Here is a 26571-nt window from a genome sequence, read left to right on the forward strand (position 1 = left end):
TGGCCAGTTCTGCCACGCGCAAATATCCCGAGGGGGACGGCGGCAAAGCCGCAGAGGAGGCAGTGCCCCCTCCGCCGCGATCAGCCCACGGCGCTCATTCGGCCGCGCGCGGCAGAGGCACGACGCGTTCCTGACGCGGCGCCTCGGTGAACTCGGGGGCGGGTGCGTCCAGGGTGACCGTGGTCTCGGGCAGGATCTCGGGCAGGATATCCTCGAGTTCATCCACCAGCCGGGCAAGCTGCGCCTGCGCGATCGCCTCGTCGAGCTCGAGCCGTTCGTGCCAGCGCCGGATCTCCACCGCGGCCGCCTTGGCCTTTTCGATGCGAATGTTGAAATCCTCGACCTCTTGCTGTCGGGCGACCAGGAAATCCTGCGCTCGCTGCACGTTGCGATCGGAATAGGTGCGGGCGAGATCGCGGGACACGTGGCTCATCTGCGCCGCCACCTCGAGCACCGAGGGCTCGAGTTCGGCGAGGTCGGGATGGTCACGCAGGTAGGCGAGCCTCTCACGCACCGAATCGAACTCGGATTGCAGCTTGAAAACCCCCTCGCGGTCGGCGCGGTGCGACATCGTATAGGCGCGGGCAATATCGCGCATTCCGATGTGGAACGACCGGTGCGACCGTTCCAACGCCATCACATGCACGGCGTTCGGCAGGAAAGACACAAGTATCAGGGCAAGTCCGGCCAAGGTGCATTGCACCCAAAGACCGGCATTCTCAATCGGTTGCCCACCAAGGCTGAGGTCAAGTTCGAGCCAGGGCGCAAGCCCGGCAGCCGCAGCGGCGGTCCAGATCAACAGCGCCACCCCGACGGTGGCCACGACAATGAATGCCAGCTTCTGGAGGATATAGTGCAGGGCCAGACCTGCGTCACGAAGTTGGGACACCATGGGGGACTCCCAAGAAAAAGCCAAAGAAAGAACAGTAAAGAAATAGAATAGGGCGAGTGTACCGAAAGGAGAGGGAAATGTTAACTTTAATGACCGGCGCTCAGTTCGTGTGAACAATCGCAGTGGCAGAATTGCAATTTTTGCGGGAAACCCGAGTTATTTAGTCGCCTCTTTTTGGCTTTCGAGCAAACCTATGGCCAGCGACGCCAGGACGCAAAAGGTGAAGAGGTAGAGCCCCCAGCCGATCTCTATCCGGCCGACGCCCATGCCCTTGATCAGGGTGACGTAAACCGCAACAAGAAAGATGTCGGCCATCGCGAGTTTGCCCAGGGTGTTGACCAGCGGTAGCGCGCGGCGGGGCATCCGCCCGAACTGGACTAGCGCCAGCCCCCCGATCTTCGCCAGCGGCGCCACCAGCGCAAAGAGAGCCACCACCAGCGCAAGGAAGATGTCGCTGTGCCAGAGCGTGGCGATCCCCGAAAGGACGCTGATGTCCGACAGGCCGAAGAGCGGCAGCAGCCCCGCATGCATCAACGGTGCCCCCCAAGCGAGCGGGTAGAGCAGCAAGAGCGCGAGGTTGACGTATTTCAGCATGGGCAGCCTCGTGCCGGGGAAGGGGCGTCGCCCCTCGTCACCAGGCGGCGCCTTCACCCCGGCGTGTTTGGAAAGAGTAAAAGGGCCGAGTTCAGACGAAGCGTGCCGCCAGCCCCAAGCCGACGAGCGCCGCGCTGAGCAACATATGCAGGATGTCGATCGCGCGGAAGCGTCTGCCGGGCAGCCCCGCGCTGAGCGCCAATGGGACGGAGGCGAGCAGCAGGGCCGGCAGGCCTTGCTGCCAGGTGAGCAGACGGGAGATCGTGGGCAGCAGCGGCAGGGCGGGTAGCCCCTGACTGGCGGCCAGCGTCGGCGCGAAGCTCGCGTAGATGCCGACGCCCGCAAGGCCCAGCGACAGCAGCGCGGCATGACGCGATGGGCCGCGGGCGAAAAGACCTCGGACAAGCGCCAGCAGAGCCAATACCTCAAGGTAGACGAAGCTCTTGAAGAGGATGAACGCCACGAGCAGCGGGCTCGGCTCGAAGAAACTCATCTCAGCGCCTCGATCGGGCCAGTCGCGTGCCCATGGATGAACTGTTGGACGTAAGGGTCTGCTGTGGCGTCCATTTCTCCGACTGGACCTTCCCAGCGAATCTTGCCCGCATGCAGCATCGCGACGCGATCGGCGATGGCGCGGACCGAGCTCATGTCGTGGGTGATGGTCAGCGCGGTGGCGCCCATCTCGGTGACGATCTCGCGGATCAGTGCGTTGATCACCCCGGCCATGATCGGGTCGAGCCCGGTGGTCGGCTCGTCGAAAAAGATGATCTCGGGCTCGGCGGCGATGGCGCGCGCAAGCCCCACGCGCTTTTGCATGCCGCCCGAAAGCTCGGCGGGCAGGCGGTCAGCAACCTCGGGGCCGAGGCCAACGCGGCGCAGCTTCTCGATGGCGATCTCGCGGGCCTCGCCGCGGGGACGCTTGAGTGGGCCGCGCAGCAGGCGGAAGGCGACGTTCTGCCAGACCGGGAGCGAGTCAAAGAGGGCCGCTCCCTGAAACAGCATGCCGAAGCGCGAGAGCAGCGCCTCGCGCTCGCCGCGCGTCGCGTCGTGCCCGTCGATGGTGATGCTGCCGCTGTCGGGGGTGACGAGCCCGAGGATGCACTTCAGCAGCACCGACTTGCCCGTGCCCGAGCCGCCGATGATCACCATCGAGCTGCCCTTGGGCACATGCAGGCTGGCACCGCGCAGCACGGGGGCGCCGTCAAAACTCTTGTGCACCTCGCTAAGAGTGATCATGCCGAAAAGAACACCCCCGTGAGCAGGAAGTTGGCGGCAAGGATGAGGATTGCGGCTGCCTCGACCGAGGACTTGGTGGCGCGGCCAACGCCCTGCGCTCCGCGGCCCGAGTGCATGCCGTAATAGCAGCCCATGAGTGCGGCGATGCCGCCGAAGGCGCAGCCCTTGGCGAGCGAGGAAAGCACGTCGAGCGGCTCGAGGAAGTTCAGCGTGTTTGCAAGATAGCTCACCGGGTTGAAGCCGAGCGCGCTGGTGGCCACGGCGTAGCCGCCGGCGATGCCGATCACGTCGCCCACCGCCACCAGCAGCGGCACGGTGATGAGCGCGGCCAGCAGGCGCGGCGCGACGAGGTATTTCATCGGGTCGGTCGAGAGGGTGACCAGTGCGTCGATCTGCTCGGTGACCTTCATCGTGGCGATCTCGGCGGCGATCGAGGACGTGACCCGCGCGGCGATCATCAACCCGACCAGCACCGGCCCCAACTCGCGCACCATGCCGATGGCGACGATCTGCGGCACCACCGCCTCGGCATTGAACCGCGCGCCGCCGGAGTAGATCTGCAGAGCCAGCGCGCCGCCCGTGAAAATCGCCGTCATGCCCACCACAGGCAGCGACAGCCAGCCAACGTGCAGCAGCGCCATGCCGAATTCACGCGGGTAAAGCGGCGCGCGGACGATGTGGCTCAGCGCGGCGAGGGCGAAGAGCGTCAGCCGCCCGGCCGCCCCCAGCGCACGGATCACCGCGGCGCCGAGCGTTCCCAGCGCCGCTGCGGGCGCCGCGACGAGGGTTCGCGTCAGGCTCATTCGCCTGCGTAGCTCCGCGCGTAGCGGCCCCCGAGCGAGGTGAGGATCTCGTAGCCGATCGTATCGATGTGGTTGGCCAGCTGGTCGACGCTCTGGTGCGGGCCGAGCAACTCGAGCGCATCGGGAACGTTGTCGACCGCGGTGACGTCGACGGTGATGAGGTCCATCGAGATGCGGCCAAGCAGCTTGCAGCGGGTCTCGCCGGCCCAGAGATAGGTCTTGGGGGCGAGCGCGCGCTGCAGCCCGTCGGCGTAGCCCGCCGAGACCGTCGCGACCTTCATCGGCGAGCGGGCAACGAAGTTGTTGCCGTAGCCCACCGACTCGCCGGTCTTGACCTCGCGGGTCTGGATCACCGGAAGATGCAGAGAGACCACGCGCCGGGCGTCGCGGAAGGGCATCGCGCCGTAAAGACCGATGCCGGGGCGGGTAACATCGAAATGGTAGTTTTTGCCCAGCAGGATGCCGCCCGTGGCCGCAAGCGAGCGCGGCGCGTCGAGCCCGTCGGTCATCTCGCGGAAATTGCGCAGCTGGTGGGCGTTCATCCCATGGTTCGGCTCGTCGGCGCAGGCAAGGTGCGACATGATCAGCCGCGGCTTTTGCTTCATCGCCAGCTCGCGCAGGGCGGACCATTCTTCGGCCTCCATGCCGAGCCGGTTCATGCCGCTGTCGAGCTGGATGCCGAAGGGATGGCCGGGCAGCGCCTCGACGTGGCGCAACATCTGGTCGATGGAGTTCAACATCGGCGTCAGCCCGGCTGACTTGATCAACGCGGCGTCCCCGGCCATGTGGCCGCCGAAGACGTTGATCTCGGCGCCGTCCCCCAGCGCCTTGCGCACCGCCGCGCCTTCTTCCACCGTGGCGGTGAAGAAGCGGCGCGCGCCCTCGCGCGCCAGCATCGGCGCGACGCGATCGGCGCCGAGACCGTAGGAGTTTGCCTTGACGACGGCGCCGGTCTCGCAGTCGGAGAGGGCGTCGAGGGCGCGCCAGTTGGCGCGGATCGCGTCGAGATCGACGGTAAGCTGTGCCTGTGCCATGGCGCGTTGATTGCCGGGCCCGGGCGGGGCGTCAAGAGGGAAAGCGTTGGATCTCGGAGGCGAAGTTCTTCATCCTGCGGCTTCGACAATCGGCGGGCAGGGCGGGGTTTTCCAGTATGGACGATGTGGATATCAGGTTTTTCCTGGCCTTTCTCGCGCCGACCCTCGGCTTCCTCGTCTGGTTCGTGAAGCGGCTCATCGACGACGAGCGCGAAGAGCGGCGGCGCAAGAAGCAGCAGGACAGCCTCGTGCGGGCGCTGTTTGCCGAGATCGACTTCAACACCCGGGACATGGAACGCTTTCTGAAACGCTCACCCTCGGAAGCGGACCTGCTGAAGCGCTTCCGAGAGGATCGGGCGCTGATCCCCCATATCACCGACGCGCGGCACACGGAGATCTATCGCACCCGGATCAGCGAGGTGCATAACATCGCGGATGGTGCGCTCCACCAGACGGTGAATTTCTATGGGCTGCTCGAGAAGATCCGGGTGCAGATCGAGGGGGTTCAACAGGCCAGCTACCTGACGCTGTCGCCGGAATCGCGGGTCAAGGTGATCGCGCTCATCATCGAGAGCGCCAGCGATGCGGCGGCCTGCGGCCAGGAGCTGCTCGGCAGCCTCGCGCATGACCATCGGTCGCTCGGTCTCGAAAGGTTCCGCTTTGACGACAGCCGGTCTCTGGCGGAGCTTTCGGCGCAGAGGATCGCGCTTGAAGGCAAGATAGACGCGCTAAAGCGCGGAAGGCAGCCGAGCTAGGCGATTTTCCAGCAGAGACGCGAAAACGGCAGCGCCGCGCTGATGATGGTTGCGCGCGCCGCCGAGTGAAGGTCAGATAATGATGGGATCCGGTCCGGTCATGAGACTTTCCTTCTTCGTTGCCTAAGAAATCTAGGGGGGGCAGCGGCGAAAATCAAGGATCTCCCGTGCCGCGCGCCCTCGGTGCGTTTGTTCACGGCTCAGAAGTTGTCGCCTTCGCCGTTCTGCCAGGGGCGCACCAGGTTGCCGAAGCGGGTGAAGCGGCCCTCGAAACTGAGCTCCACGGTGCCGATCGGGCCGTGACGCTGCTTGCCGATGATCACTTCGGCCTTGCCGTGCAGGCGCTCCATGCGTTCCTGCCAGGCGGCCATCTCGTCGAGCCGGTCGTCCGAGGGCTTCTCGCGCTCCACGTAATATTCCTCGCGGAACACGAACATCACCACGTCGGCGTCCTGTTCGATCGAGCCCGATTCCCGCAGGTCCGAAAGCTGCGGGCGCTTGTCCTCGCGGCTTTCCACCTGGCGCGAGAGCTGCGACAGGGCGATCACCGGGATGTTGAGCTCCTTGGCGATGGCCTTAAGGCCCATGGAGATCTCGGCGATCTCGTTCACCCGGTTTTCGGCGGTGCCGCGCACCAGCTGCAGGTAGTCGACCATCAGCACATCGAGCCCATGCGTCCGCTTCAGGCGTCTCGCCCGGGCGGCGAGCTGGGCGATCGGGATGGCCGGTGTGTCATCGATGAAGAGCGGGCAGGCCTCGAGGCTCTTGGCGGCGTCGACGAAGCGACGGAACTCGGCCTCGGTCATGTCACCGCGGCGGATCTGCTCCGAAGGCACCTCGGCGGCTTCCGACAGGATACGTGCGGCCAGCTGCTCGGCACTCATTTCGAGCGAGTAGAAGCCCACGACGCCGCCTTCGATCGCACCCTCGGTGCCATCGTGGCGGGTGCCCTTCTTGTAGGCCTTGGCGATATTGAAGGCGATGTTGGTGGCGAGCGAGGTTTTCCCCATCGACGGGCGCCCGGCGAGGATCAGAAGGTCCGAGGGGTGCAGCCCGCCCAGCTTCTTGTCCATGTCGATGAGCCCGGTGGAGACCCCGGCCAGGCCGCCTTCGCGCTGGTAGGCGGCGTTGGCCACGTTCACCGCATCGGTCACGGCGCGCAGGAAGGACTGGAAGCCGCCCTCGGTCTGGCCCTGCTCGGCCAGCTTGTAGAGCGCCTGCTCGGCCTGCACGATCTGCTCGCGCGGCTCGGATTTCACGTCGACCTTGGTGGCCCGGTCCGAGATGTCGCGGCCGAGCCGGATGAGGTCGCGGCGCACGGCCAGATCGTAGATCATCTGCGCGTAGTCGCGCACGGCGAAGCTCGAGACCGCGGCGCCCGCAAGGCGGGCGAGATAGGCTGGCCCGCCCAGCTCCTTGAGGCCCTCGTCATCCTCCATGAACGCCTTCAGCGTCACCGGCGACGCAAGGTTGTTCTTGGCGATGCGCGCGGCAGCGATCTCGAAGATACGGCGGTGGACGGGGTCGTAGAAATGCTGCGGCCCGAGAATGGCCGCGACCCTGTCGTAGACGTCGTTGTTGGTCAGGATCGCACCAAGCAGCTGCTGCTCGGCCTCGATCGAATGCGGCATCGTGTCGGCCTGCTCGACCTCGACACCGGTCGCGTTGAATACGCTCTGATCGTTCATGCCTGTCCCCTTGGCCCTGACCCTACGGCCCCGTCGTTGCGGCCGTTTGCCATGGGCCCGACGTTGTTTTCTGTCCCTGTGATCTCCCCACCGGCTCCCCCGAGTCCCGCAGGTGCGAGCGTCTTAACGCGCCGCGGGAGGCGGACCAATCTGGAAATCTCTGTGGACTATTTCGGGATAACCGGAAATGCGTCCGGCGCCCCGTGCTGCTCTTGAAGATATCGTAGCAGAGCCGGGAATTTTCGCAACATTTGGTGGAAGCGCGCGAGCGGAGCGCCAAGGCCCCGCCCGGGCGAAATCTGCTTATGCGCCGTTTTCCGCCTGCCATTTGCGCGGGTCTTCGAGGAAGGCCTCGACCGCTGCCAACGTCGCCGGCTCGAAGCCGCCGCGCGCCTTGGCCTCGGCCAGAACGTCGTGCCACGTGCACAGATAGTACAGCTCTACGCCATGATCGCCGAGGGTCTTCGTCGTCTCGGGGAAGATGCCATAGTAGAAGATCACCGCGGTATGCGCGCAGGTGGCGCCGGTCTCGCGGATGGCGTCGACGAAGCTAAGCTTGGAGCCGCCGTCGGTGGTCAGATCCTCGACCAGAAGCACCCGCTGGCCCTCGGTCATCTTGCCCTCGATGCGGGCATTGCGGCCGTAGCCCTTGGGCTTCTTGCGCACATAGGTCATCGGCAGCGCCATGCGCTCGGCCACCAGTGCCGCAAAGGGGATGCCCGCGGTCTCGCCGCCGGCGATGTTGTCGAAGGCCTCGAAGCCGGCATTGCGCATGACAGTGACGGTCAGGAAATCCATCAGCGTCGAGCGGATGCGCGGATGCGAGATCGGCGTGCGGCAGTCGATGTAGACCGGCGAGGGCAGGCCGGAGGCGAGCTTGAAGGGCTCGTCGCCCATGAAATGCACCGCGCCGATTTCCCAGAGCATCCGGGCCGTCAGCCGGGCCATTTCTTCTTGCGAGGGATAGGACGAGGGGATCATGGGGCAGCTCCTTTGAAAAACCGCGCCCGCCTTAGCGCGAAAGCGCGGGTTCGGGAAGGGCGCATGGCACGGCACCGCGCTCTTTCGGCCTTTCCCGAAACGGATGGGGGCAGGGGGCAGAGCGCCCCCTGCGGAAAGCTCAGGCCTCGACCCGCCAGTGCAGCGGCATGCCGGGGTCAAAGACGGTCACCGGTCCGGCGCCGGTGTCGATCTTGGCGGGATAGGCGACGGGCTCACCCTTGGTCAGTGTCACCGTCTCCTCGCTCACGGGCAGGCGGTAGAAGGCCGGCCCGTTGCGCGACGCGAAGGCCTCGAGCCGGTCCAGTGCGCCGTCCTGCTCGAAGACCTCGGCAAGGATCGACAGCGTGTTGGTCGCAGTGAAGCAGCCGGCACAGCCGCAGGCGCTTTCCTTGGCCGGATCTGCGTGTGGCGCGCTGTCGGTGCCGAGGAAGAAGCTGGCATCGCCCGAGGTCGCGGCCTCGCGCAGCGCCAGCCGGTGCTCCTCCCGCTTGGCAACGGGCAGGCAGTAATAGTGCGGCTTGATGCCGCCGACGAGGATGTGGTTGCGGTTGATCACCAGGTGGTGCGTGGTGATCGTCGCACCGAGATCGTCGCCGCCGGACCGGGCATAGTCGACGCCCTGCTTGGTGGTGATGTGCTCCATGACCACGCGCAGGCCCGGGGTGGCGCGGCGGATCGGGTCGAGCACGCGATCAATGAACACGGCCTCGCGGTCGAAGATGTCGACGTCGCTGTCCACCACTTCGCCGTGTACGCAGAGCGGGATGCCCTTCTCGGCCATCAGCTCGAGCACCGGGCGCACCTTGTCGAAGTCGCGCACGCCCGAGGCGGAGTTGGTCGTCGCACCCGCCGGGTAGAGCTTCAGCGCGGTGATGATCCCCGCGTCATAGGCCGCGGCGACATCCGCGGGATCGGTTGTCTCGGTCAGGTAGAGGGTCATCAGCGGGGTGAAGCGGCTGCCCTCGGGCAGGGCCTTGAGGATGCGGCCCCTGTAGGCGGCGGCCTGATCGCCGGTCACCACGGGGGGCACGAGGTTGGGCATGATGATCGCCCGGCCGAAGTGGCGGGCGGATTCGGGGGCGATGCCGGCCAGCATCTCGCCATCGCGGAGGTGCAGGTGCCAGTCGTCGGGGCGGCGGAGCGTGATCTGGGTCATGCCCCGCGCGTTAGCACGCGCGCGCGCGCCGGGCCAGATGGCATGCGCAAGGCTGGGTGCGAAAGCCGGTGTCCAGGCTCCTGCCGCGCCCGTGGGGCATGCCGCCGAGACTTTGCGGAAACCAACCGCGTCGCCGCTGAAACCTTTGCAATCCGACTCTGGGCGCTTTGGGGTAAGATGACCCGAGGGGAACGCCACAGGGAGGGAGAGACCATGGACGCATCGACACCCGCAGAAACCATCGGCCGCGGCCGGCTCTACGACAGTATCGTCGACACCGTGGGCAACACGCCCGCCGTGCGGATCAGCCACCTCGCGCCCGAGGGGGTCGAGATCTACGTGAAGGCCGAGTTCTTCAACCCTGCCGCCTCGGTCAAGGACCGGCTGGCAATGAGCATCATCGAGACCGCCGAGAAAAACGGCACGCTGAAGCCTGGCCAGACCGTGGTCGAGGCGACCTCCGGCAACACCGGCATCGGGCTTGCCATGGTCTGCGCCGCCAAGGGCTACCCGCTGGTGGTGACCATGGCCGACAGCTTCTCGATCGAACGGCGCAAGCTGATGCGGATGCTGGGCGCCAAGGTGGTTCTGACGCCGCGCGCCGAGAAGGGCTTCGGCATGTACCGAAAGGCGGCGGAACTGGCGGAGGCGAACGGCTGGTTCCTCGCCCGCCAGTTCGAGACCGAGGCCAATGCGGCGGTGCATGAGGCGACCACCGGGCGCGAGATCGTCAATGACTTCGCCGGCACGCGGCTCGACTATTTTGTCACCGGCTATGGCACCGGCGGCACGGTCACCGGCGTTGCGCGCGTGCTGCGCAAGGAGCGGCCCGAGACCAGGATCGTGCTGTCGGAGCCCGCAAACGCGCAGCTCGTCGGCAGCGGCATCGCGCAGGGCCGGACCGCCGACGGGGCACCCTCGGAAAGCCACAGCGCCTTCGAGCCGCATCCGATCCAGGGCTGGACGCCCGACTTCATACCTGCCGTGCTGCAGGAGGGGCTCGACGCGGGCTGCTACGACGAGCTGATCCCGGTCGCGGGGACCGACGGCATCGCATGGGCAAAGAAGCTGGCGATGAAGGAGGGCATTTTCACGGGTGTCTCCGGCGGCTCGACCTTCGCCATCGCCATGCAACTGGCCGAGAAGGCCGAGCCCGGTACTGTGATCCTCGCCATGCTGCCAGACACCGGCGAGCGCTACATGTCCACGCCGCTCTTCGAGGGCATCGTCGAGGACATGGACGAGGAGGAAAAGGCGCTGTCCCTCTCCACCCCGTCAAGCCAGATGGCTTGAGTTGGACAGAAAGGCGCGAGACACCCGCGCCCTTCTCCTCTTTTCAAATCCGCGCCTCCGACCGCTACTTGCAGTAGCGGCCCGCGGACGCGCCGCCCGTCAGTGCCGCGTGGCGGTCAGCGCCACGTTCACCTGCACGTCGAAGCTGAGCTGCTCCGGATCGGCCATGCTCTCGCCAATGGCGTAGTTGCGACGGTCGAGCGTGGTGCTGCCCTGCATGGTGGCCGTCTCGCCCTCGAGGGTCAGCTCGAAGGGCAGGGTGACCGGCACCTCGGCGCCCTTCAGCGTGAGCGCGCCCTGTGCTTCGTAGCCGGTTTCGCCGCGCAGGATCTCGGCCTGGAAAGTGGCGGTGGGGTAGTCCTCGGCGGCAAAGAAATCCGCGCCCAGGGCCTGCTTGCTCACCGAGCCGAGGGTCAGCGTCGGGATGGCGATCTGCACGGTGACGTCGCCGGCCTTGCCGGGGGTCTCGCGCGGCTCGAAGGCGATCTCGGCGGTCCAGTCGGCGAAGCTGCCCTCGATCTCTTTGCCCATCTGCACGAGGCTGATGCCGAGTGTGCCCTCGGTCACCTGCCAGTCGGATTGTGCGGCCTCGAGCTTCGGGGTCTCCGGGGCGTCCTCGCTGGCGAAGAGACCCGCGGCAGCCCCGCCACCGAGGAGGGCGGCCCAGGCGGCGACGGCCAGAAGCAGCGGGCGGACGACGCGGTGCCCGGCAGAGGGCATGCCGGCGGAGGCGCCCTTCAGCATGCGCGCCAGCGTGCCGTCGCGGTCGATGATGACGTGTTTCAGGGCCCCGGCGACGTGCAGCGCCAGCGCGGCGACCAGCAACCATTGCGACAGGAAGTGCACCGAGGCAGCGGTCTCTGCCAGTCGGTCGGAATTCGGCACGAAGGGCAGGTCCTGCCCGAAGGGCCAGAGGATCGGCGCGAAGCCCTCGGTGGCAGCGTGCTCGATCCAGCCCGAGAGCGGCACGATCACCAGCGTCGAGTAGAGCAGCCAATGCACCGTTTCGGCGGCAAAGTTCTCGGCCCTGCGCTCTGGGTGCAGCGGCGCGGGTTTCGGCTGGCTCAGCGCCCAGAGAATGCGGACCAAGGCGAGGAAGAAAAGCGTCACGCCGATGGTCTTGTGCACCGAGAAGAGCTGCGCCTTGGTGGCGAGCTCGGCCTCGGTGGCCCAGGGCGAAAGATGGGCGATCCAACCGAGCGGGATCATGATCAAAATGCCGAGCGCGGTCAGCCAGTGCAAGCTGCGGGTGACGGCACCATAGGCGGTCTTGGTGTTGGCGAGGGACATCGGAGGTCTCCGGGCTCGGGATAAGGTTTTGCCGAAGATCGGCGATGCCGCGCCGCAGCGCAATTTGCGCGGATGCACAGACCCCGTGCGCGCGGCAGCCCGCCGAGGCTCAGTAATCGTACCCGAGCGACGCTTCGAGGCCGGACTCGAGACGGCTGCGCAGGAAACCCATGTCCTCAGCGGAGAGTTGCCCGGGCGGCTCGGGGCGCGGCGCGTTCACCGCGGGTTCGAACCGGCTGCCGAGGCGCTTATGCACCGGGCGATAGGGGCCAGATTCGGGCAGGTTGAAACCGGCGCGGAGGTCGGCGAGGAAGTCCTTCGGGCGCGCCTGCACCGCCTCGAGCGGGCAGAAAAGCAGGGCGCAGCCGCGGTGGAAGAAGCTGGTGAGCCCCATGAGCTGCACGCTCCGCCGGGTAAAGAGATCGGGAAAAGGCCCGCCGCTGCATCTCGGGCAGGCAATGCCAAGGCTTGGCATGCATGGACCGCGCCCAGTCAACGGCGTTGCGGGTGACGCAGACGACCAGCGTGTCCGGCGGCACCGCGGTCATCTGCGGAAAGCCGTGTTTCCAGCCGAGCTCCTCGGTCGGCAAGAGCGGCATGTTGCGCCCGATCAGCCGCTTGACGAAATTGGTGCCCGAGCCGCGCTCGCCGAACACTTGGTAGCGGATGATGCCGGGGGCGGGGCGTTCGATTTCACGCGGCCGCGTCGGAGGATGCACCGCAGCTGGTCGCCGCGCGGTGAAACCGGATATTGGCAGTTCGAGCGGTCCGAGCCGGATCGGCAATACGTCTTGCCGGAAAGAGTCCACGGGCTCTTCTGAGCCAAGGCCTCATGCGGTGGGCCGTGATCCGGCTGGGTCCCTCATCCTGTGGCCCGGGGCAAGCCCCTAGGCTCAGTTGCCGAGTGAGGAGACGAAAGTGGTGGCGCGGATGTCGAGGCCGGCAGTGGCGCGCACCGAGGTGCCGGCCGAGGCGATCACGTTGCGCGAATTCTCGTCGAGCAGGCCGAGGCCAGCCACATAGGTCTGCGAAGGGATCATGCTCATCACCGTGGCGGCGCCGATGCCGACAAGGATGCCGGCCGAATTGCTGCGGGCCGAGCCGCGGCGGCTGACCATGCGCAGCAGGTGCATCATCACCATGACGCCGGAGACCGCGAGCAGCGCGGCGAGGGCGCCGAAGACATAGACGTGGTATTCGCGCGGGAGGCTGCCTTGGAGCAGGCTTGCCTCTATGGTTTGCTGGTTGCGGGCCACCGCGATGACCACGCCAGCCCAGAGGAAGCCGACGATGCCCGAGACGATCGGGCGCTTGGAGGTGCGTGCGACCTTGCTTGCGTCGCTTGCGCCATACCGGGCGAACTCAGGATCGATGCGCCGGATGCGGGCTTCGAAATCTGCGTGCGTCATTTTCCGGACTGCGTAGGCTCTCATGATCCTAGCTCCTTCTGCCAGATGCCGCCGGCCTTCTGCCAGCAGAGGGCTGTGCAAGCTCTCGTTGGAATCGACGCTAGGAATGGATTGTGGCGAAATGTGGCGGCGAATGTGGCTTGGACCGGATATCTTCTTGGCGAAGTCTGGCATCCGTTCGGGCCGCCCACCTATCCGTTCGGATTGGTGGGCCGCGAAGCCCTAAAAAAAAGGGGTTTGAGAAATGTCGTCCATTTGACAGGCATTTATGAATTTATCGTAAACGCAGATGGTTGGCGGGGCGAAAAATAGCCGCCCCGCCAGAGAACGGCTCAGGAATCAGGCAGCGCTGGCCATGGCGTCGAGGATTCGCGCCCAGCTGCGAATCCCCTTGTGGAAGGATTCGAGGTCGTACTTCTCGTTCGGCGAATGCAGCTGGTCGTCATCTTTGCCCCAGCCCACCAGCATGGCATCCATGCCGAGGATGTTCTGGAAGTAGCCGGCAATGGGGATCGAGCCGCCGCAACCTGCATAGGCCGCCGGATCGTCCCATTCGTCGCCGAGCGCCTTGCGGGCCGCCTCGAAGCCGGGGTGGGTGGTCTGCATCTCGGAGGCCGGCGAACAGCTGTGGTCCTTCCATTCGACCGAGCAGTCCGAGGGCACCTGCGCCTCGACCCAGGCGCGGAAGTTCTTTCGGATGGCCGCCGGGTCCTGCGTGCCGACAAGGCGGAAGCTGATCTTGGCAGAGGCCTCGGCGGGCAGCACGGTCTTGAAGCCCGCGCCGGTGTAGCCGCCCCAGATGCCGTTGATCTCGGCGGTGGGGCGCGACCAGATCATCTCGATCGGAAGGTGGTCCTTCTCGCCTGCAGGCTGCGACAGGCCGACGCTGCCAAGGAAGGCCGCGTCGTCGAAGTTCAATGCCTTCCACTGCTCGAGGATTTCCGGGGGCAGCTCGGGCACGCCTTCGTAGATCTCGGGCACCTGAATAACGCCGTTCTCGTCGAAGAGCCCGCCGAGGATCTTGGTGAGTACGCGGATCGGGTTCATCGCGACGCCGCCGTACATGCCGGAATGCAAATCCTTGTCAGCCGCCTTGATGGTCAGCTCCTCGCCCAGGAGCCCGCGCAGTCGGGTGATGATCGCCGGGGTCTTCGACTGGAAGAGGCCGGTGTCGCAGATCAGCGCGATCTCGGCCTGTTTCAGCTCCTCGGCGTTCTCTTTCATGAAGGGGATGAGGGACGGCGAGCCGCTTTCCTCTTCGCCCTCGAAGAAGAAGGTGATCTTGCAGGGCAGGGTGCCATGCACGGCCTTCCAGGCGCGGCAGGCCTCGATGAAGGTCATCAGCTGACCCTTGTCGTCCGAGGAGCCGCGGCCGCGGATCACCTTGCCCTTGGCCGTGTCCTCGATCGCCGGATCGAACGGGTCGCGGTTCCACAGGTTGAGCGGGTCTACTGGCTGCACATCATAGTGCCCGTAGAACAGCACGTGCGGGCCCGGCCCGTCGACGTGCCCGACGACCATCGGATGGCCCGGAGTGGGGCGCTTGCTGGCCTCGACGCCGATGCTGGCGAGATCCGCCACGAGCCAGTCCGCGGCCTTGTCGCAGGCCTCCTTGTAGGCGGGATCGGTCGAGATCGAAGGGATTCGCAGAAGCTCGAGCAGTCGGTCGAGCGCGACTGGAAGATCGGCATCGATCTTTGTGAGGACGGTGTCGAGGGACACGTTTTCTTGAGCCATTTGGGTGTTCCTTCTTGCGAGTTGCGCGGAGCGTATCACCGGGCCCGCCGCTGTCCAGACCGCAAGAGCTCGGAGGACAGCCCGGCAGCAAGCCGCCTCAGCGCCCCTGAAAATCAGGGGTTGGGGCGCGAAATGTCTGCGCCGGAGGCCAGTTGCGTGCCTTGCCTGGCGGTGCAGCGACCTGGCGCCTATTGGGCGCAGCTGGGCACTATTGGAAACCTGACCTTGAAACCTTAGTCCAAAAGTCTTGATTTAAATCAAGGGCGCGACCGTTAGTCTCATTCTAAAGCGTGGACATGGGGCGGCCCGGACGGTATCCATTCACGACCATGAATGCGGCCCCTTAGACCGTATAAGTGCTGCGCAGAACGCGGCCTCTGCAAGATGAAGGAAGGAGATACCGGTGGACTACACCGCGAAGCTCGACGAAGCCCTGGACCGTCTCCACGCCGAGGGGCGCTATCGCACCTTCATCGACATCGAGCGCAAGAACGGCCGTTTTCCGCACGCCACCTGGCGCAAGCCGGACGGCAGCGAGATGCCGATCACTGTCTGGTGCGGAAACGACTACCTGGGGATGGGCCAGCACCCTGTAGTGCTCGCGGCCATGCACGAAGCCATCGACGCCACCGGTGCCGGCTCGGGTGGCACGCGCAACATCTCGGGCACGACCGTCTATCACAAGCGGCTCGAGGCCGAACTGGCCGATCTGCACCAGAAAGAGGCGGCTCTGGTCTTCTCCTCGGCCTATATCGCCAACGATGCCACGCTCTCGACTCTGCCGAAGCTCTTTCCCGGGCTGATCATCTATTCGGACGAGCTGAACCACGCCTCGATGATCGAAGGGATCAAGCGCAACGGCGGTGCCAAGCGCATCTTCCGCCACAACGACGTGCAGCACCTGCGCGAATTGATGGAGGCTGACGATCCCGCCGCGCCGAAGCTCATCGCGTTTGAGTCGGTCTACTCGATGGACGGCGACTTCGGCCCGATCGAGGCGCTCTGCGATTTGGCCGATGAGTTCGCCGCGCTGACCTATCTTGACGAGGTGCATGCGGTGGGCATGTACGGCCCGCGCGGCGGCGGTGTTGCCGAGCGCGACAACCTGCTGCACCGGCTCGACATTATTAACGGCACGCTCGGCAAGGCCTTCGGCGTGTTCGGCGGCTATATCGCAGCGTCCGAGAAGATGTGTGACGCGGTGCGCTCCTATGCACCGGGCTTCATCTTCACGACCTCGATCCCGCCGGCGGTTGCGGCAGGGGCGGCGGCCTCGATTGCTCATCTCAAGCAGGACCAGGCGCTGCGCGAGCGGCACCAGACCCAGGCGAAGATCCTCAAGCTGCGGCTCAAGGGGCTGGGCATGCCGATCATCGACCACGGCTCGCACATCGTGCCGGTGATCGTCGGCAACCCGGTGCACACCAAGAAGCTGTCGGACATGCTGCTCGAGGGCTACGGCATCTACGTGCAGCCGATCAACTTCCCCACCGTGCCGCGTGGCACCGAGCGGCTGCGCTTCACCCCCTCGCCGGTGCATGGTCCGAACGAGATGGACAAGCTGATCCAGGCGATGGACGCGCTCTGGTCGCATTGTGCGCTCAACCGGCAGGACATGAGCGCCTGAACCGCGCGGTCCATCGCGATCTTCGGCGCTAACGCTGCGCTTTCTCGGCCCCGCGGTTTCCAAAATCGCGGGGTCTCGCTTTGTTCCGGAACCGGCCGCCGCGGAATGGGGAAAAGCCACGCATCCTGCGCAGAAGGGCGCCGATGACCCCCTGATTTTGTGTAATTTCAGTTGTTCTGTGCTAACGTAGCCTCAATAAAGGCCGCGACCCGAATCGCGAGCCCGTGATTTGGCAGGCGCAGTCTGAGACGGTGGAGCACAAGGCGGAACGCATGATTGGGCGTAATTCCCCTCGCATGTCCGAAGACGAAATGAACGCGGATGAAGGTCCGCGCGGCTTCGACGACTTCACGCTCGAGCTTGGCGATGTCATGCGCGGCGAGCGTGCCACCATGGGCAAATCGCTCCTCGACGTGCAGCGCGAGCTGCGCATCAAGGCCAGCTACATCGCGGCGATCGAGAACTGCGATCCCTCGGCCTTTGACACGCCCGGCTTCATCGCTGGCTACGTGCGCTCCTATGCTCGCTACCTCGGTATGGACCCCGACGAGTGCTACCGGCTCTTCTGCGAGGAAAGCGGCTTTGCCGTCGCCCATGGCATGTCCGAGAAGGCCTCGACGATCCGCAAGGGGCAGGGCAACTTCCCGGCCCCGGCGGCGCGCGACATCTTCGAACAGCCCCGCATGCCCTTCGTGCCGGCGGGCGACTCCTTCTTCTCGCGTATCGAGCCCGGCGCCATCGGCTCGTTGCTGGTGCTGATCGCCCTGCTCGGGGGCATCGGGTATGGCGGCTTCGCCGTGCTGCGCGAGGTGCAGCGGGTGCAGATTGCGCCGGTTGACCAGACGCCGCTGGTGCTGAGCGATCTCGACCCGGTGCAGGCCACCGTCACGCCGCCCGCAGAGGGCGACGAGCAGGTGGCGAGCGCCGACGGCGCGGGTCCCTTCTCGCCTCCGTCGAACGAGGCGCTGGATCGGCTCTACCGGCCCAAGGCGCTGGACGTCCCGGTTCTTGTGGCGCGCGACGCGCCGATCTCGTCGCTGGACCCCGCGACCGTGGGCGCCTTTGCCGAGGCCGCGCGCAACCAGTTGCCGCAGGTGGACACCGCCACAGCCGAGGCCGCGCTGCAGGTGGCCAGCCTTCCCGCGCCGCTGCCGGCGCAGACCGCGCTCAACGCGAGCACCGTCACGCTGGTCGCCGTGCGCCCGGCCTGGGTGCGCGTGCGCGGCGCGAACGGCTCCGTGCTCTATGAGCGGGTTATGGAGCCAGCCGACACCTGGACCGTGCCCGAGGGCCAGACCGAGGCCAGCCTCACCGTCGGCGAGTCGGGCGCGCTCTATCTCGCCACCAACGGGCAGACCCTTGGCCCGCTCGGTCCAAAGGGCCAAGTGACCCGCGATGTGGCGCTGCTGCCCGAGGTGGTGACCGCCGCCTACAAGCCCGCCGAGCCTGCAAAGGACGGCGATCTTCAGCGCGTTCTGGCCAAGCTGAACGAAACGCTGGTGCCCGCGCCCGCACAGACCCAACTCGCACAGGCCGCCCCCTCGGTGAGCCAGCCCGGCGCGCCCAAGGTTCTGCAGGACAGCGCCCCCGGGGTGACGATGATCGCGGTGCGCCCGGCTTGGGTGCGCGTCCGGTCGGCGGACGGCTCGGTGATCTTCGAGAAGACCATGCGCGCGGGCGACACCTGGACAGCCCCCGCCATGCAGGACCCGGCCAACGTGCGGGTCGGAGAGTCCGGTGCAGTCTACTTCGCGGTGAATGGGCAGACCTACGGTCCGGTCGGTGCCGCGGGTACGGTGACCAAGAACCTGCCGCTGTCGGTCGAGCATCTGACCTCGGCCTTCAAGGTCGCCGATCTCAGCCGGGATGCCGATCTGTCGCGGGTCGTGGCCGAGCTGAGCAGCGATCTGGTCCAGACAGACTGAGCCCATCCTCACGCCTTTGCGCTTTTCCATCTGCACTCTGCCGCCGCTGACCTCTGGTTTCGCCCGGCCGCGGACGCTATGTTGAGGCCGAATACCAACGTTTGCCCTCAGGAGGCGTCCAGCTCATGAGCCACAACCCGATCCGCCCTTGGCGCAGCATCGAGCGCCGCAAGTCTCGGCAGATCATGGTGGGCAACGTGCCGGTGGGCGGGGATGCACCGATTTCGGTGCAGACCATGACCAACACCGTCACCACCGATATCCGCGGCACCATCGAACAGGTGCAGCGCGCCGCGGAGGCCGGGGCCGATATCGTTCGCGTCTCTGTGCCCGACGAGGCCAGCTCGAAGGCGCTGAAAGAGATCGTTCGCGAAAGCCCGGTGCCGATCGTCGCCGACATCCATTTCCATTACAAGCGCGGCATCGAGAGCGCCTTGGCCGGCGCCGCCTGCCTGCGCATCAACCCCGGCAACATCGGCAGCCCCGAGCGGGTGCGCGAGGTGATCGCGGCTGCCCGCGACAACGGCTGCTCGATGCGCATCGGGGTGAACGGCGGTTCGCTGGAAAAGCACCTGCTCGAGAAATATGGCGAGCCATGCCCCGAGGCGATGGTCGAGTCCGCGCTCGATCACATCCGCATTCTCGAGGACAACGACTTCCACGAGTTCAAGATCTCGGTGAAGGCTTCGGACGTGTTCCTCTCGGCTGCCGCCTACATGGGTTTGGCCGAGGCGACCGACAAACCGATCCATCTCGGCATCACCGAGGCGGGCGGGCTGACTTCTGGTACGATCAAGAGCGCCATTGGCCTTGGCCAGCTTCTCTGGATGGGCATCGGCGACACGCTGCGCGTCTCGCTCTCGGCCGACCCGGTCGAAGAGGTGAAGGTGGGCTACGAGATCCTCAAGTCTCTCGGGCTGCGCCACCGCGGCGTCAACATCATCTCCTGCCCGTCCTGCGCGCGGCAGGGCTTCGACGTGATCAAGACCGTCGAGGCGCTGGAGCAGCGGCTCGAGCACATCAAGACGCCGATGTCGCTGTCGATCATCGGCTGCGTGGTGAACGGACCGGGCGAGGCGCTGATGACCGACGTCGGTTTCACCGGCGGCGGCGCGGGCTCGGGCATGGTCTACCTGGCGGGCAAGGCCAGCCACAAGATGTCCAACGACCAGATGATCGACCACATCGTCGAGGAGGTCGAGAAGAAGGCGGCGCAGATCGACGCTGCGGAGGTCGCCAAAGCACAGGCCGCGGAGTAGGCCCGGTGCACAAGTCCGGCGCATCGGGCGGGATGATCCCGCCTTTCGGAAAGTTGCTGGACTTCACCGAAGTGCGGGCGCTCGAGGGGCTGCGCTCGCAGGGGCTTCTCAGCATCGCCATGGTCGCGGGAGCGACGCTGGCCATATGGGCCTTTATGGATGTGCCGCTGCTGCTGCCCTGGCTCGGGGCGATGCTGCTCACCCTCGGCCTGCATTTCTACACCGTCAGCGCGCTCCCGGATCAAGGGTACCGGGGCCAGCTCCTGCTGCCGATCGCGACGCTGCTGCTGTCGGGGGCCGTCTATATTGCGGGCGGGATGATCCTCTGGGTGCAGGACACGCCGAGTCTGCGAATCCTGTCGCTGCTCTTCGTCTTCTTGGCGCTGCTCAACACGCTGACCTGCCGGGTGCGGATGCGGCTCTTGCTGGTGCTGGACTTGGCGCTCAGGGGGGTCGGGGTGCTGGCGCGCGCCGCCTGGCTCTGGATCACCGATCCGGGCAGCCCGGACACCCTTCTGGTGAGCGCCGCGCTGGTGATTTGCTACCTTTATTTCGTCCGCGTGGCCTGGTCCGTGATGCGCACGCGCGAGGCGCTGGACGTGGCAAGCGACCAAGCTCTCGTGGCGGAGCGCGGCCGCGCCATGGAGCAGCTGACCGGCGGTGTCGCGCATGACTTCAACAATCTCCTGACCGTGGTGCTTGGCAACATGGAGCTGGCGCGCCTGTCACCCATTCCCGCCGAGCGCGACGCGCTGATGGCCGAGGCCGAGCGCGCGGCCCGCCGCGGCGCCGCGCGGACGGCGCAGCTCTTGGCCATGGCGAGCTGCGCGCGGCTCAAACCGGTCTCGATGTCTCCCGAAGAGGCGCTTCGCAACCTTCCCGAACGCGCGGCCGAGCTGCTCGGGTCAAGGCATGAGCTGACGGTGGACGTGGGGCCCGCGCTGCCGGAAATCCGCGTCGACGGGCCGAACCTGCAGACCTGCCTGCTCGAGCTGATCTCGAATGCCCGCGACGCGATGCCGGATGGCGGACAGATTGCGCTGCGGGCCGGAGCAGCGCCGCGCGCAGGACGTCCCGGCGTCTGCTTCGAGCTCAGCGACACCGGCCCCGGTATCCCCGCCGATCTCATGCCGCTGGTCTGCGAGCCCTATTTCACCACCAAGCCGGTCGGGCAGGGGTCGGGGCTGGGGCTGGCGATGCTGCGGGGCTTTGCCGAGCAGTCGGGCGGCGATTTCGAGCTGAGCACGCCGCGCTCCGGGACGGGCACTTGCGCACGCCTCTGGTTTCCCGCTGCCATGGATCCGGCCAAGACCGCACCGGGACCGACAAACGCCGGTCCGCGGGCGAAGGCGGCAAAGGCCGCCTCTCCTGCCGAGTAGACTCAGCTCTCTTCGCGCACCTGTTTGACGATCTGCCGCATGCCGTCGATCGGGACGTAGCCGCGCAGCATCTGGTCGCCGAACACGAAGGTCGGCGTGCCGCTGATCTGCAGCCGCTGCGCCAGCTCGTGGGTCTCGCCGATGCGGCGATCGACCTCGGGATCGCTCATCTTGGCAAGGATCGCGTCCGCATCGAGCCCCAGCGTGGTCGCAAGCTTCGACAGCACGGGTTCCGACGGCTCTTGCTTGAGCGAGATCAGCGCGTCGTGCATCTGCTTGTAGGCGTCCGGACCCGCCACCAGCATGGTCGCCAGCGCGAAGCGCGACGAGGTCATGCTGTCCTGACCAAGGATGGGGAACTCCTTGATGATGATGCGGATGTTGCCATCGTTCTTCACCAGTTCCTCGACCTCGGGGAAGGCCTTGCGGCAGTAGCCGCACCGGTAGTCCGAGAACTCCACGATGGTCACGTCGCCGTCGGGGTTGCCGCCGACCCAGCTGTAGCCGTCGTCAAAGAGCATGTCCGCGTTTGAGGAGACCAACTGGTCGTCGGCCGCGGCCTGCTGCTCGGCCTGCTTGGTCTCGAGCGCGTTGACGGCCTCCATGATCACCTCGGGGTTGTCGAGCAGGTACTCGCGCACCTCTGCCCGGAAAGCCTCGCGCTGCTCGGGGGTCAGCTTCTGGAGGTCGAGGTCCTGTGCCAGCGCCGGGGGCGCCATGAGGCCGGTGGCCACGGCCAGCGAAGCGGCGGCGCGGCGAAAGGCGGTGCGTCGGGTCGTAGGGGTCTGCATCTTGTCTCCGTCGGTCAGGGCGCCCGCTCGGGCGGTATCTCAGCGTTTCCTTGCGGCGCGCTCCGATGCGTCTAGCACATCCTGCGCGCGGTTCCACGGGGCGGATCCACGCGGCAGCAGATCCACCGCGCGTTTGGCATGAATTCCGGCGTCCTGCATGCGCCCTTCCAGCGCGTAGCGCTGCGCCGTCGCCTCGGACGCCATGCCGTTGTTCCCGGCCCGGGCATAGGCGACCGAGAGATCACGCAGGATGCGCGGATCGGCCCAATCCCGGCCGCGTGCCTCCTCCAGCGTCGCCAGCGCCGCCGCGAATTGTCCGGAGGCAAGCTGCGCCCGGCCAAGCCCGCCGAGCACCTGCGCGTTGCGCGGGGCAAGGTCGCGCGCCTGCGCGTAGACCCGGGCGGAGTCGGCGGGGCGGCGGCCCTCGAGCAGGATCTGGCCCTTGAGGTCGTGGTAGTAGGGATCCTTGGGGCGCAGGGCGAGGGCGCCATCGATGGCCTTGAGCGCACCGGGCAGGTCGGTCTGCCGGTGCCGCGCCACCGCTTCGCGCATGAGCGCGATGTCTCGGCTGCCGCTGTCGCCAAGACGCCCCAGCGTCCAGCCCGGCGCGCGCAAGAAGGCCGAGAGCTTGCCCCGGGTGCGGAGGAACCAGTAATCGGCGTTGGGGTCGTTGCGCTCGGGCACCTTCGCCGCCGCCACCAGCCCCTGCGCCGCGCGGTAGCGGTCGCGGGTCAGCGGGTGGCTCTGCATGTAGGGATCCTGCCGGCCGACGTTCAGCGCCTCCTGCCCGAGGAATATCTCCTGCACCTGCAAAGCCCCGCGCGGGTCGATCCCGGCCTGCACCAGGGTCCGGATCGAGGCGATGTCCGCCGAGCTTTCCTCGGCGCGGCTGTGGCCGAGGAAACTGCGCATGGCCGTGCTCTGCGCGCCGATCGCAAGCCCCGCCGCGGCATCGGCCCTGCCGGTGGCGGCGCCCGCCGCCGCGGCCAGCACGAGACCGAGCCCCGCCGCGTTGCGCGCCGCGCGCATGTTGTCCATGCGCCGGGTGATATGTCCGCCGGTGATATGCGCCGCCTCATGGGCGATCACCGCCTGCAGGGACTTGGCATTGGGGAGCTTCAAGATCAGCCCGGAATTTATGAAGATGCGCGTCGTGTCGGCGACGAAGGCGTTCATCCGGTCGTCCTTGATCACCAGCACATCGACTTGCCCGGGGCTCAGCCCGGCGGCGCGCAGCACCGGGGCGGCGATCTCGGTCAGGGCGTGCTCTAGGTCGGCGTCGCGCAAGAGCGTCGCAGCACGCGCGGCGGGTGCCGCAAGCAGAAGCGCAAGCGCGCAGAGCGTGGCGATGAGGCGCAGCGCGGCGCGCGGTCCCGGCATTGACCCTCCTCCGGAAGCTTCGTACTCCGCCCGAAGACGATGTGCCGAGCCACCATGGGAGAGAGACATGCGAAACTCAAGTCGGGGGGCGGTCGATCCCTTCATCGTGATGGACGTGATGGAGCAGGCCCGGGCCGCCGAGGCCGCAGGCCGCCACATCATCCACATGGAAGTCGGCCAGCCCAGCTCTCCTGCGCCCGAGGCAGCCCGCAAGGCGCTGGCCGCCGCGATGGAGAGCGATGCGCTCGGCTACACGGTGGCGCTTGGCATTCCCGAGCTGCGGGCGCGCATCGCCCGGCTCTACGGCGAATGGTACGATGTCGATCTCGACCCGAACCGCGTCGTGGTGACACCCGGGTCCTCGGGCGGTTTCATCCTCGCGTTCTCGGCGCTTTTCGACGCCGGGGACCGCGTGGCGCTCGGCGCGCCCGGCTACCCGTCCTACCGGCAGATCCTCAAGGCGCTCGATCTGCGCCCGGTCGAAGTGCAGACCGCCCCCGAGAACCGCTACCAGCTCACCCCCGGGGACCTGGCGGGTGTGGCGTACGAGGGGGCCATGGTTGCCTCGCCGAGCAATCCCACCGGCACGATGCTGGGCAAGCCCGAGCTGGCGGCGCTGATCGAAGCGGTGCAGGCGCGCGGTGCGTCTTTCCTGTCTGACGAGATCTACCACGGCATCGATTACGACAAGAAGCCCGTCACGGCCCTGCAGGTCTCGGACGATGTCTGCGTGATCAACTCCTTCTCGAAGTATTTCTCGATGACCGGCTGGCGGGTCGGCTGGCTGGTGGTGCCCGAGGCCCAGGTGCGGCAGGTCGAACGGCTGGCGCAGAACCTCTTCATCTGCGCGCCCAACGCCTCGCAGGTGGCGGCGCTCGCGGCAATGGATGCCACCGAGGAGCTGCAGGCCAACCTCGCGGTCTACGCGAAGAACCGCGCGCTGATGATGGAGGGGCTGCCAAGGGCCGGCTTCGACCGCATCGCGCCGCCTGACGGGGCCTTCTACGTCTACGCCGACGTCAGCCACCTGACTGACGACAGCCGCGCCTTTGCCGCAGAGATTCTCGACAAGGCCGGGGTGGCGGTGACGCCCGGGCTCGATTTCGACCCGGCGCGCGGGGCGGGGACCCTGCGTTTCTCCTACGCCCGCGGCACCGCGGAGATCGAGGAAGGGCTGGCTCGGCTCAAGACCTTCATGGAGGCGCGGGTCTGACGTTTTCATGATGCCCGCGGGCCGTGCGACTTCCTGCATGGGGCGGGGCGCGCGCCTGTCGGCATGTGCCCATGTGCCCTCCATGCCACGTGCGAATCCGCTGCCGCGCTGCTAGTGTGCCTGCCAACAACAAGAAGACAGACAGGCAGATGGGCAGTTTATTCCGGATCATCACGGCAGCGGCGCTCTGCGCCCTGCTTGGCACCGGCGCGCAAGCGCAGAACCTCGCGCTTGGCGGGCAGGCGCGCTTCATCGAAGGCGCCGCAGTCGATGCCGGCTGGGGCAGGGGCGCGGAGCTGACGCTTTCGATCAGCCAGGGAGTCCCCTGGCGTGCCTTCACCCTGATCGATCCGCCGCGGCTGGTGCTCGACTTCCGCGAGGTGGACTGGACCGGCGCCGACCCCGAGGCCATGAACCGCTCTGCGGCGGTCAAGTCCCTGCACATGGGCCCGTTCCGCTCTGGCTGGTCGCGGCTTGTGGCCGAGCTTGCCGGGCCGATGCGCCTTGATCGCGCCGAGATGAAGGTCTCCGAGGAGACCGGCGGGGCCGCTCTCGCCCTGCGTCTCTCCCCCACCAGCGCGGAGGCGATGGCCTCCCGCTCCGGCCTGCCCCGCGATCCGCGTTGGGACCTGCCCGAGCCGCGTGCCAAGGCCGCCCCGCGCCGCGCAGAGGGCGCGCCGCTGCGCATCGTTCTCGACCCGGGGCACGGGGGCATCGATCCGGGCGCGCAGCGCGACGGGCACAACGAGGCCGACCTCATGCTGGTCTTCGCGCGCGACCTGCGCGACGTGCTGCGTCGCGCCGGCTACGAGGTGCTGATGACCCGCGACGCGGATGTCTTCGTCTCGCTCGAGGGGCGGGTGGCCCTGGCGCATGACGCCAGCGCCGATCTTTTCCTGTCGTTGCATGCCGATGCGATCGAGCAGGGCGTGGCCCATGGTGCCACGGTCTACACGCTTGCCGACGCCGCCTCGGACGCCGCGTCGGCGGCGCTCGCCGAGCGCCACGACCGGGACGACATCCTCGCGGGGCTCGACCTTTCGGGCTCGGACGACCGGGTGGCGAACGTTCTGATGGACCTTGCCAGGCTCGAGAACGCCCCACGCGGCAAGGCGCTGGCGGCGCACCTGGTCGCCGGGATCCGCAACGCGGTGGGACAGGTGCACAAGCGCCCGCAGCGGCAGGCGGGATTCTCGGTGCTCAAGGCCGCCGACATTCCCTCGGCCCTGATCGAGGTCGGTTTCCTGTCGACCGAGGAGGACCTGCGGCACCTTCAGGACCGCGCCTGGCGCGCCTCGATGGCAGCGGGCATCCGTGACGGCATTGCCGCCTGGGAAATCGAGGATGAGGCGCTGTCACGACTGCGCCGGAAGTAGGGGCCAGTCGCGGGCGAGGCAGATTCGCACGGCGACGGGGTTTTTTGTACGCCAAGGTCCGATCGCGCGAGCCACGGCTCGGCGACGGAGGAACTGCGGAAATGAGACAGCACAGGCCACGGCGCGCGCATGCGCAAAGCCAAGGACCCTGCGCGCGGCCGCGCGTGACCCGTCCTCACAAGGCTCGGAAAACACGTGCGTCCTTGGGGCAGGCGCCGAGGAAACTTCGTCGCAAAGAACGCCGCGGCACGCCGGATTTGCGATTGCGGAGCGTTTCGCTTTGCCGTAAGACCCGCCCTAGGCACCCGTAGCTCAGCTGGATAGAGCGCTGCCCTCCGAAGGCAGAGGCCATAGGTTCGAATCCTATCGGGTGCGCCAATATTCTCAATAACTTACGCGATTTTCTTGATGCCGTATTTTCTCTCGGGTCCTGTTTGGGTCCGGTTTCGATCTGCATTTTGTTCTTGCACCGTTCCCTAGAGGTATAGTGCGGACCGATTCTATGCCCCCGCTGCGGGCCGTCAGCAGCTCGACCTTCTCGGCCAATTCCTCCGGCCGGACTTCTGCGTCCACGCCAGCCGCACAGCAGGCGTCCATGGCCGCGATGAGCACGTCTCCCCACCTCACTCTGCATCCCCTGGCTTGGGGGCGCATATTACGACCGCCGCCTCGAGGGCGGCATCGACGCCTGCGGTGACGCTCGCAATGACTGCCTCACGGAATTTGGTCCGG

General features: G+C 66.8%; 23 protein-coding genes and 1 tRNA gene. 9 read left to right on the forward strand and 15 right to left on the reverse strand.

Features of this window, described 5'->3' with window-relative positions; translation table 11 throughout:
• Window positions 1-94: 94 nt before the first annotated feature.
• The 6 genes from G0D83_RS30305 to alr form a co-directional block, all read right to left on the reverse strand.
• Window positions 95-892, reverse strand: coding sequence for a DNA repair protein (locus G0D83_RS30305; RefSeq protein ID WP_108969371.1), 798 nt, complete (start codon window positions 890-892; stop codon window positions 95-97).
• 156 nt (window positions 893-1048) lie between these two features.
• Window positions 1049-1486: a paraquat-inducible protein A gene (locus G0D83_RS30310; protein WP_164198371.1), complete on the reverse strand. Its 438-nt coding sequence runs from the start codon at window positions 1484-1486 to the stop codon at window positions 1049-1051.
• A 91-nt stretch (window positions 1487-1577) separates the two neighbouring features.
• The gene (locus G0D83_RS30315) at window positions 1578-1979 is read right to left on the reverse strand and encodes a hypothetical protein (protein WP_164198373.1); all 402 of its coding nucleotides are present in this window, start codon (window positions 1977-1979) and stop codon (window positions 1578-1580) included.
• Entirely contained in the window at window positions 1976-2722 is a 747-nt protein-coding gene (locus G0D83_RS30320) for an ABC transporter ATP-binding protein (protein WP_164198375.1), read from the reverse strand. Before G0D83_RS30320 ends, G0D83_RS30315 begins: the two co-directional genes overlap by 4 nt.
• Window positions 2719-3525: an ABC transporter permease gene (locus G0D83_RS30325; RefSeq protein WP_164198377.1), complete on the reverse strand. Its 807-nt coding sequence runs from the start codon at window positions 3523-3525 to the stop codon at window positions 2719-2721. Before G0D83_RS30325 ends, G0D83_RS30320 begins: the two co-directional genes overlap by 4 nt.
• Complete coding sequence (gene alr / locus G0D83_RS30330) at window positions 3522-4559, reverse strand: alanine racemase (RefSeq protein WP_164198379.1); 1038 nt, start codon at window positions 4557-4559, stop codon at window positions 3522-3524. The genes G0D83_RS30325 and alr overlap by 4 nt, the downstream gene beginning before the upstream one ends.
• A 116-nt stretch (window positions 4560-4675) precedes the next feature.
• Between alr and G0D83_RS30335 the strand changes: the two genes are divergently transcribed.
• A complete protein-coding gene (locus G0D83_RS30335) occupies window positions 4676-5314 on the forward strand; it encodes a hypothetical protein (RefSeq protein ID WP_164198382.1) in 639 nt (212 codons plus the stop codon).
• A gap of 200 nt (window positions 5315-5514) precedes the next feature.
• Here G0D83_RS30335 and G0D83_RS30340 read toward each other — a convergent pair whose 3' ends face one another.
• The 3 genes from G0D83_RS30340 to pyrC form a co-directional block, all read right to left on the reverse strand.
• Window positions 5515-7002 (reverse strand): replicative DNA helicase, encoded by a 1488-nt coding sequence (locus G0D83_RS30340; protein ID WP_092428583.1) that lies wholly within the window; start codon window positions 7000-7002, stop codon window positions 5515-5517.
• Window positions 7003-7305: 303 nt separating this feature from the next.
• On the reverse strand, window positions 7306-7983 hold the full coding sequence (locus tag G0D83_RS30345; protein WP_164198384.1) for an orotate phosphoribosyltransferase: 678 nt from the start codon (window positions 7981-7983) through the stop codon (window positions 7306-7308).
• A gap of 139 nt (window positions 7984-8122) precedes the next feature.
• The gene (pyrC, locus tag G0D83_RS30350) at window positions 8123-9160 is read right to left on the reverse strand and encodes a dihydroorotase (protein ID WP_108969359.1); all 1038 of its coding nucleotides are present in this window, start codon (window positions 9158-9160) and stop codon (window positions 8123-8125) included.
• 213 nt (window positions 9161-9373) lie between these two features.
• On the opposite strand from pyrC, the gene G0D83_RS30355 reads away from it, so the two are divergent.
• Window positions 9374-10453, forward strand: a complete 1080-nt coding sequence (locus G0D83_RS30355; RefSeq protein ID WP_164198387.1) for a PLP-dependent cysteine synthase family protein — start codon at window positions 9374-9376, stop codon at window positions 10451-10453.
• 99 nt (window positions 10454-10552) lie between these two features.
• Here G0D83_RS30355 and G0D83_RS30360 read toward each other — a convergent pair whose 3' ends face one another.
• The 4 genes from G0D83_RS30360 to G0D83_RS30375 form a co-directional block, all read right to left on the reverse strand.
• Window positions 10553-11743 carry a cytochrome b/b6 domain-containing protein gene (locus G0D83_RS30360; protein ID WP_164198390.1) on the reverse strand — a complete coding sequence of 397 codons (1191 nt, stop codon included), beginning with the start codon at window positions 11741-11743 and terminating at the stop codon, window positions 10553-10555.
• Window positions 11744-11852: 109 nt separating this feature from the next.
• A complete protein-coding gene (locus G0D83_RS32420) occupies window positions 11853-12137 on the reverse strand; it encodes a hypothetical protein (RefSeq protein ID WP_235940424.1) in 285 nt (94 codons plus the stop codon).
• A gap of 499 nt (window positions 12138-12636) precedes the next feature.
• Window positions 12637-13176, reverse strand: a complete 540-nt coding sequence (locus tag G0D83_RS30370; RefSeq protein ID WP_164198393.1) for a hypothetical protein — start codon at window positions 13174-13176, stop codon at window positions 12637-12639.
• 315 nt (window positions 13177-13491) lie between these two features.
• Window positions 13492-14889: a M20/M25/M40 family metallo-hydrolase gene (locus G0D83_RS30375; RefSeq protein ID WP_164198395.1), complete on the reverse strand. Its 1398-nt coding sequence runs from the start codon at window positions 14887-14889 to the stop codon at window positions 13492-13494.
• Window positions 14890-15292: 403 nt separating this feature from the next.
• On the opposite strand from G0D83_RS30375, the gene hemA reads away from it, so the two are divergent.
• The 4 genes from hemA (at window position 15293) to G0D83_RS32935 (ending at window position 21079) form a co-directional block, all read left to right on the forward strand.
• Window positions 15293-16516 carry a 5-aminolevulinate synthase gene (hemA, locus tag G0D83_RS30380; RefSeq protein ID WP_164198398.1) on the forward strand — a complete coding sequence of 408 codons (1224 nt, stop codon included), beginning with the start codon at window positions 15293-15295 and terminating at the stop codon, window positions 16514-16516.
• Between the two features lie 296 nt (window positions 16517-16812).
• The gene (locus G0D83_RS30385; protein ID WP_235958220.1) at window positions 16813-18441 is read left to right on the forward strand and encodes a helix-turn-helix domain-containing protein; all 1629 of its coding nucleotides are present in this window, start codon (window positions 16813-16815) and stop codon (window positions 18439-18441) included.
• A gap of 125 nt (window positions 18442-18566) precedes the next feature.
• Window positions 18567-19700 carry a flavodoxin-dependent (E)-4-hydroxy-3-methylbut-2-enyl-diphosphate synthase gene (gene ispG / locus G0D83_RS30390; RefSeq protein WP_164198404.1) on the forward strand — a complete coding sequence of 378 codons (1134 nt, stop codon included), beginning with the start codon at window positions 18567-18569 and terminating at the stop codon, window positions 19698-19700.
• Between the two features lie 5 nt (window positions 19701-19705).
• Window positions 19706-21079: an ATP-binding protein gene (locus tag G0D83_RS32935; protein ID WP_164198406.1), complete on the forward strand. Its 1374-nt coding sequence runs from the start codon at window positions 19706-19708 to the stop codon at window positions 21077-21079.
• Window positions 21080-21081: 2 nt separating this feature from the next.
• Here the strand turns inward: G0D83_RS32935 and G0D83_RS30400 are convergent, their stop codons facing one another.
• A complete protein-coding gene (locus G0D83_RS30400) occupies window positions 21082-21870 on the reverse strand; it encodes a DsbA family protein (protein WP_164198409.1) in 789 nt (262 codons plus the stop codon).
• Between the two features lie 39 nt (window positions 21871-21909).
• Complete coding sequence (locus G0D83_RS30405; RefSeq protein ID WP_235958221.1) at window positions 21910-23250, reverse strand: M48 family metalloprotease; 1341 nt, start codon at window positions 23248-23250, stop codon at window positions 21910-21912.
• Between the two features lie 67 nt (window positions 23251-23317).
• On the opposite strand from G0D83_RS30405, the gene G0D83_RS30410 reads away from it, so the two are divergent.
• From G0D83_RS30410 to G0D83_RS30420, 3 genes are all read left to right on the forward strand, one after another.
• A complete protein-coding gene (locus G0D83_RS30410; RefSeq protein ID WP_164198414.1) occupies window positions 23318-24463 on the forward strand; it encodes a pyridoxal phosphate-dependent aminotransferase in 1146 nt (381 codons plus the stop codon).
• 149 nt (window positions 24464-24612) lie between these two features.
• Window positions 24613-25839, forward strand: coding sequence for an N-acetylmuramoyl-L-alanine amidase (locus G0D83_RS30415; RefSeq protein ID WP_164198416.1), 1227 nt, complete (start codon window positions 24613-24615; stop codon window positions 25837-25839).
• A gap of 301 nt (window positions 25840-26140) precedes the next feature.
• Window positions 26141-26217, forward strand: a tRNA-Arg gene (locus G0D83_RS30420).
• The last annotated feature ends 354 nt before the right edge of the window (window positions 26218-26571 follow it).

Origin of the sequence: Salipiger sp. PrR003 (assembly GCF_010500785.1) — a bacterium.
GTDB lineage: Bacteria > Pseudomonadota > Alphaproteobacteria > Rhodobacterales > Rhodobacteraceae > Salipiger > Salipiger pacificus_A.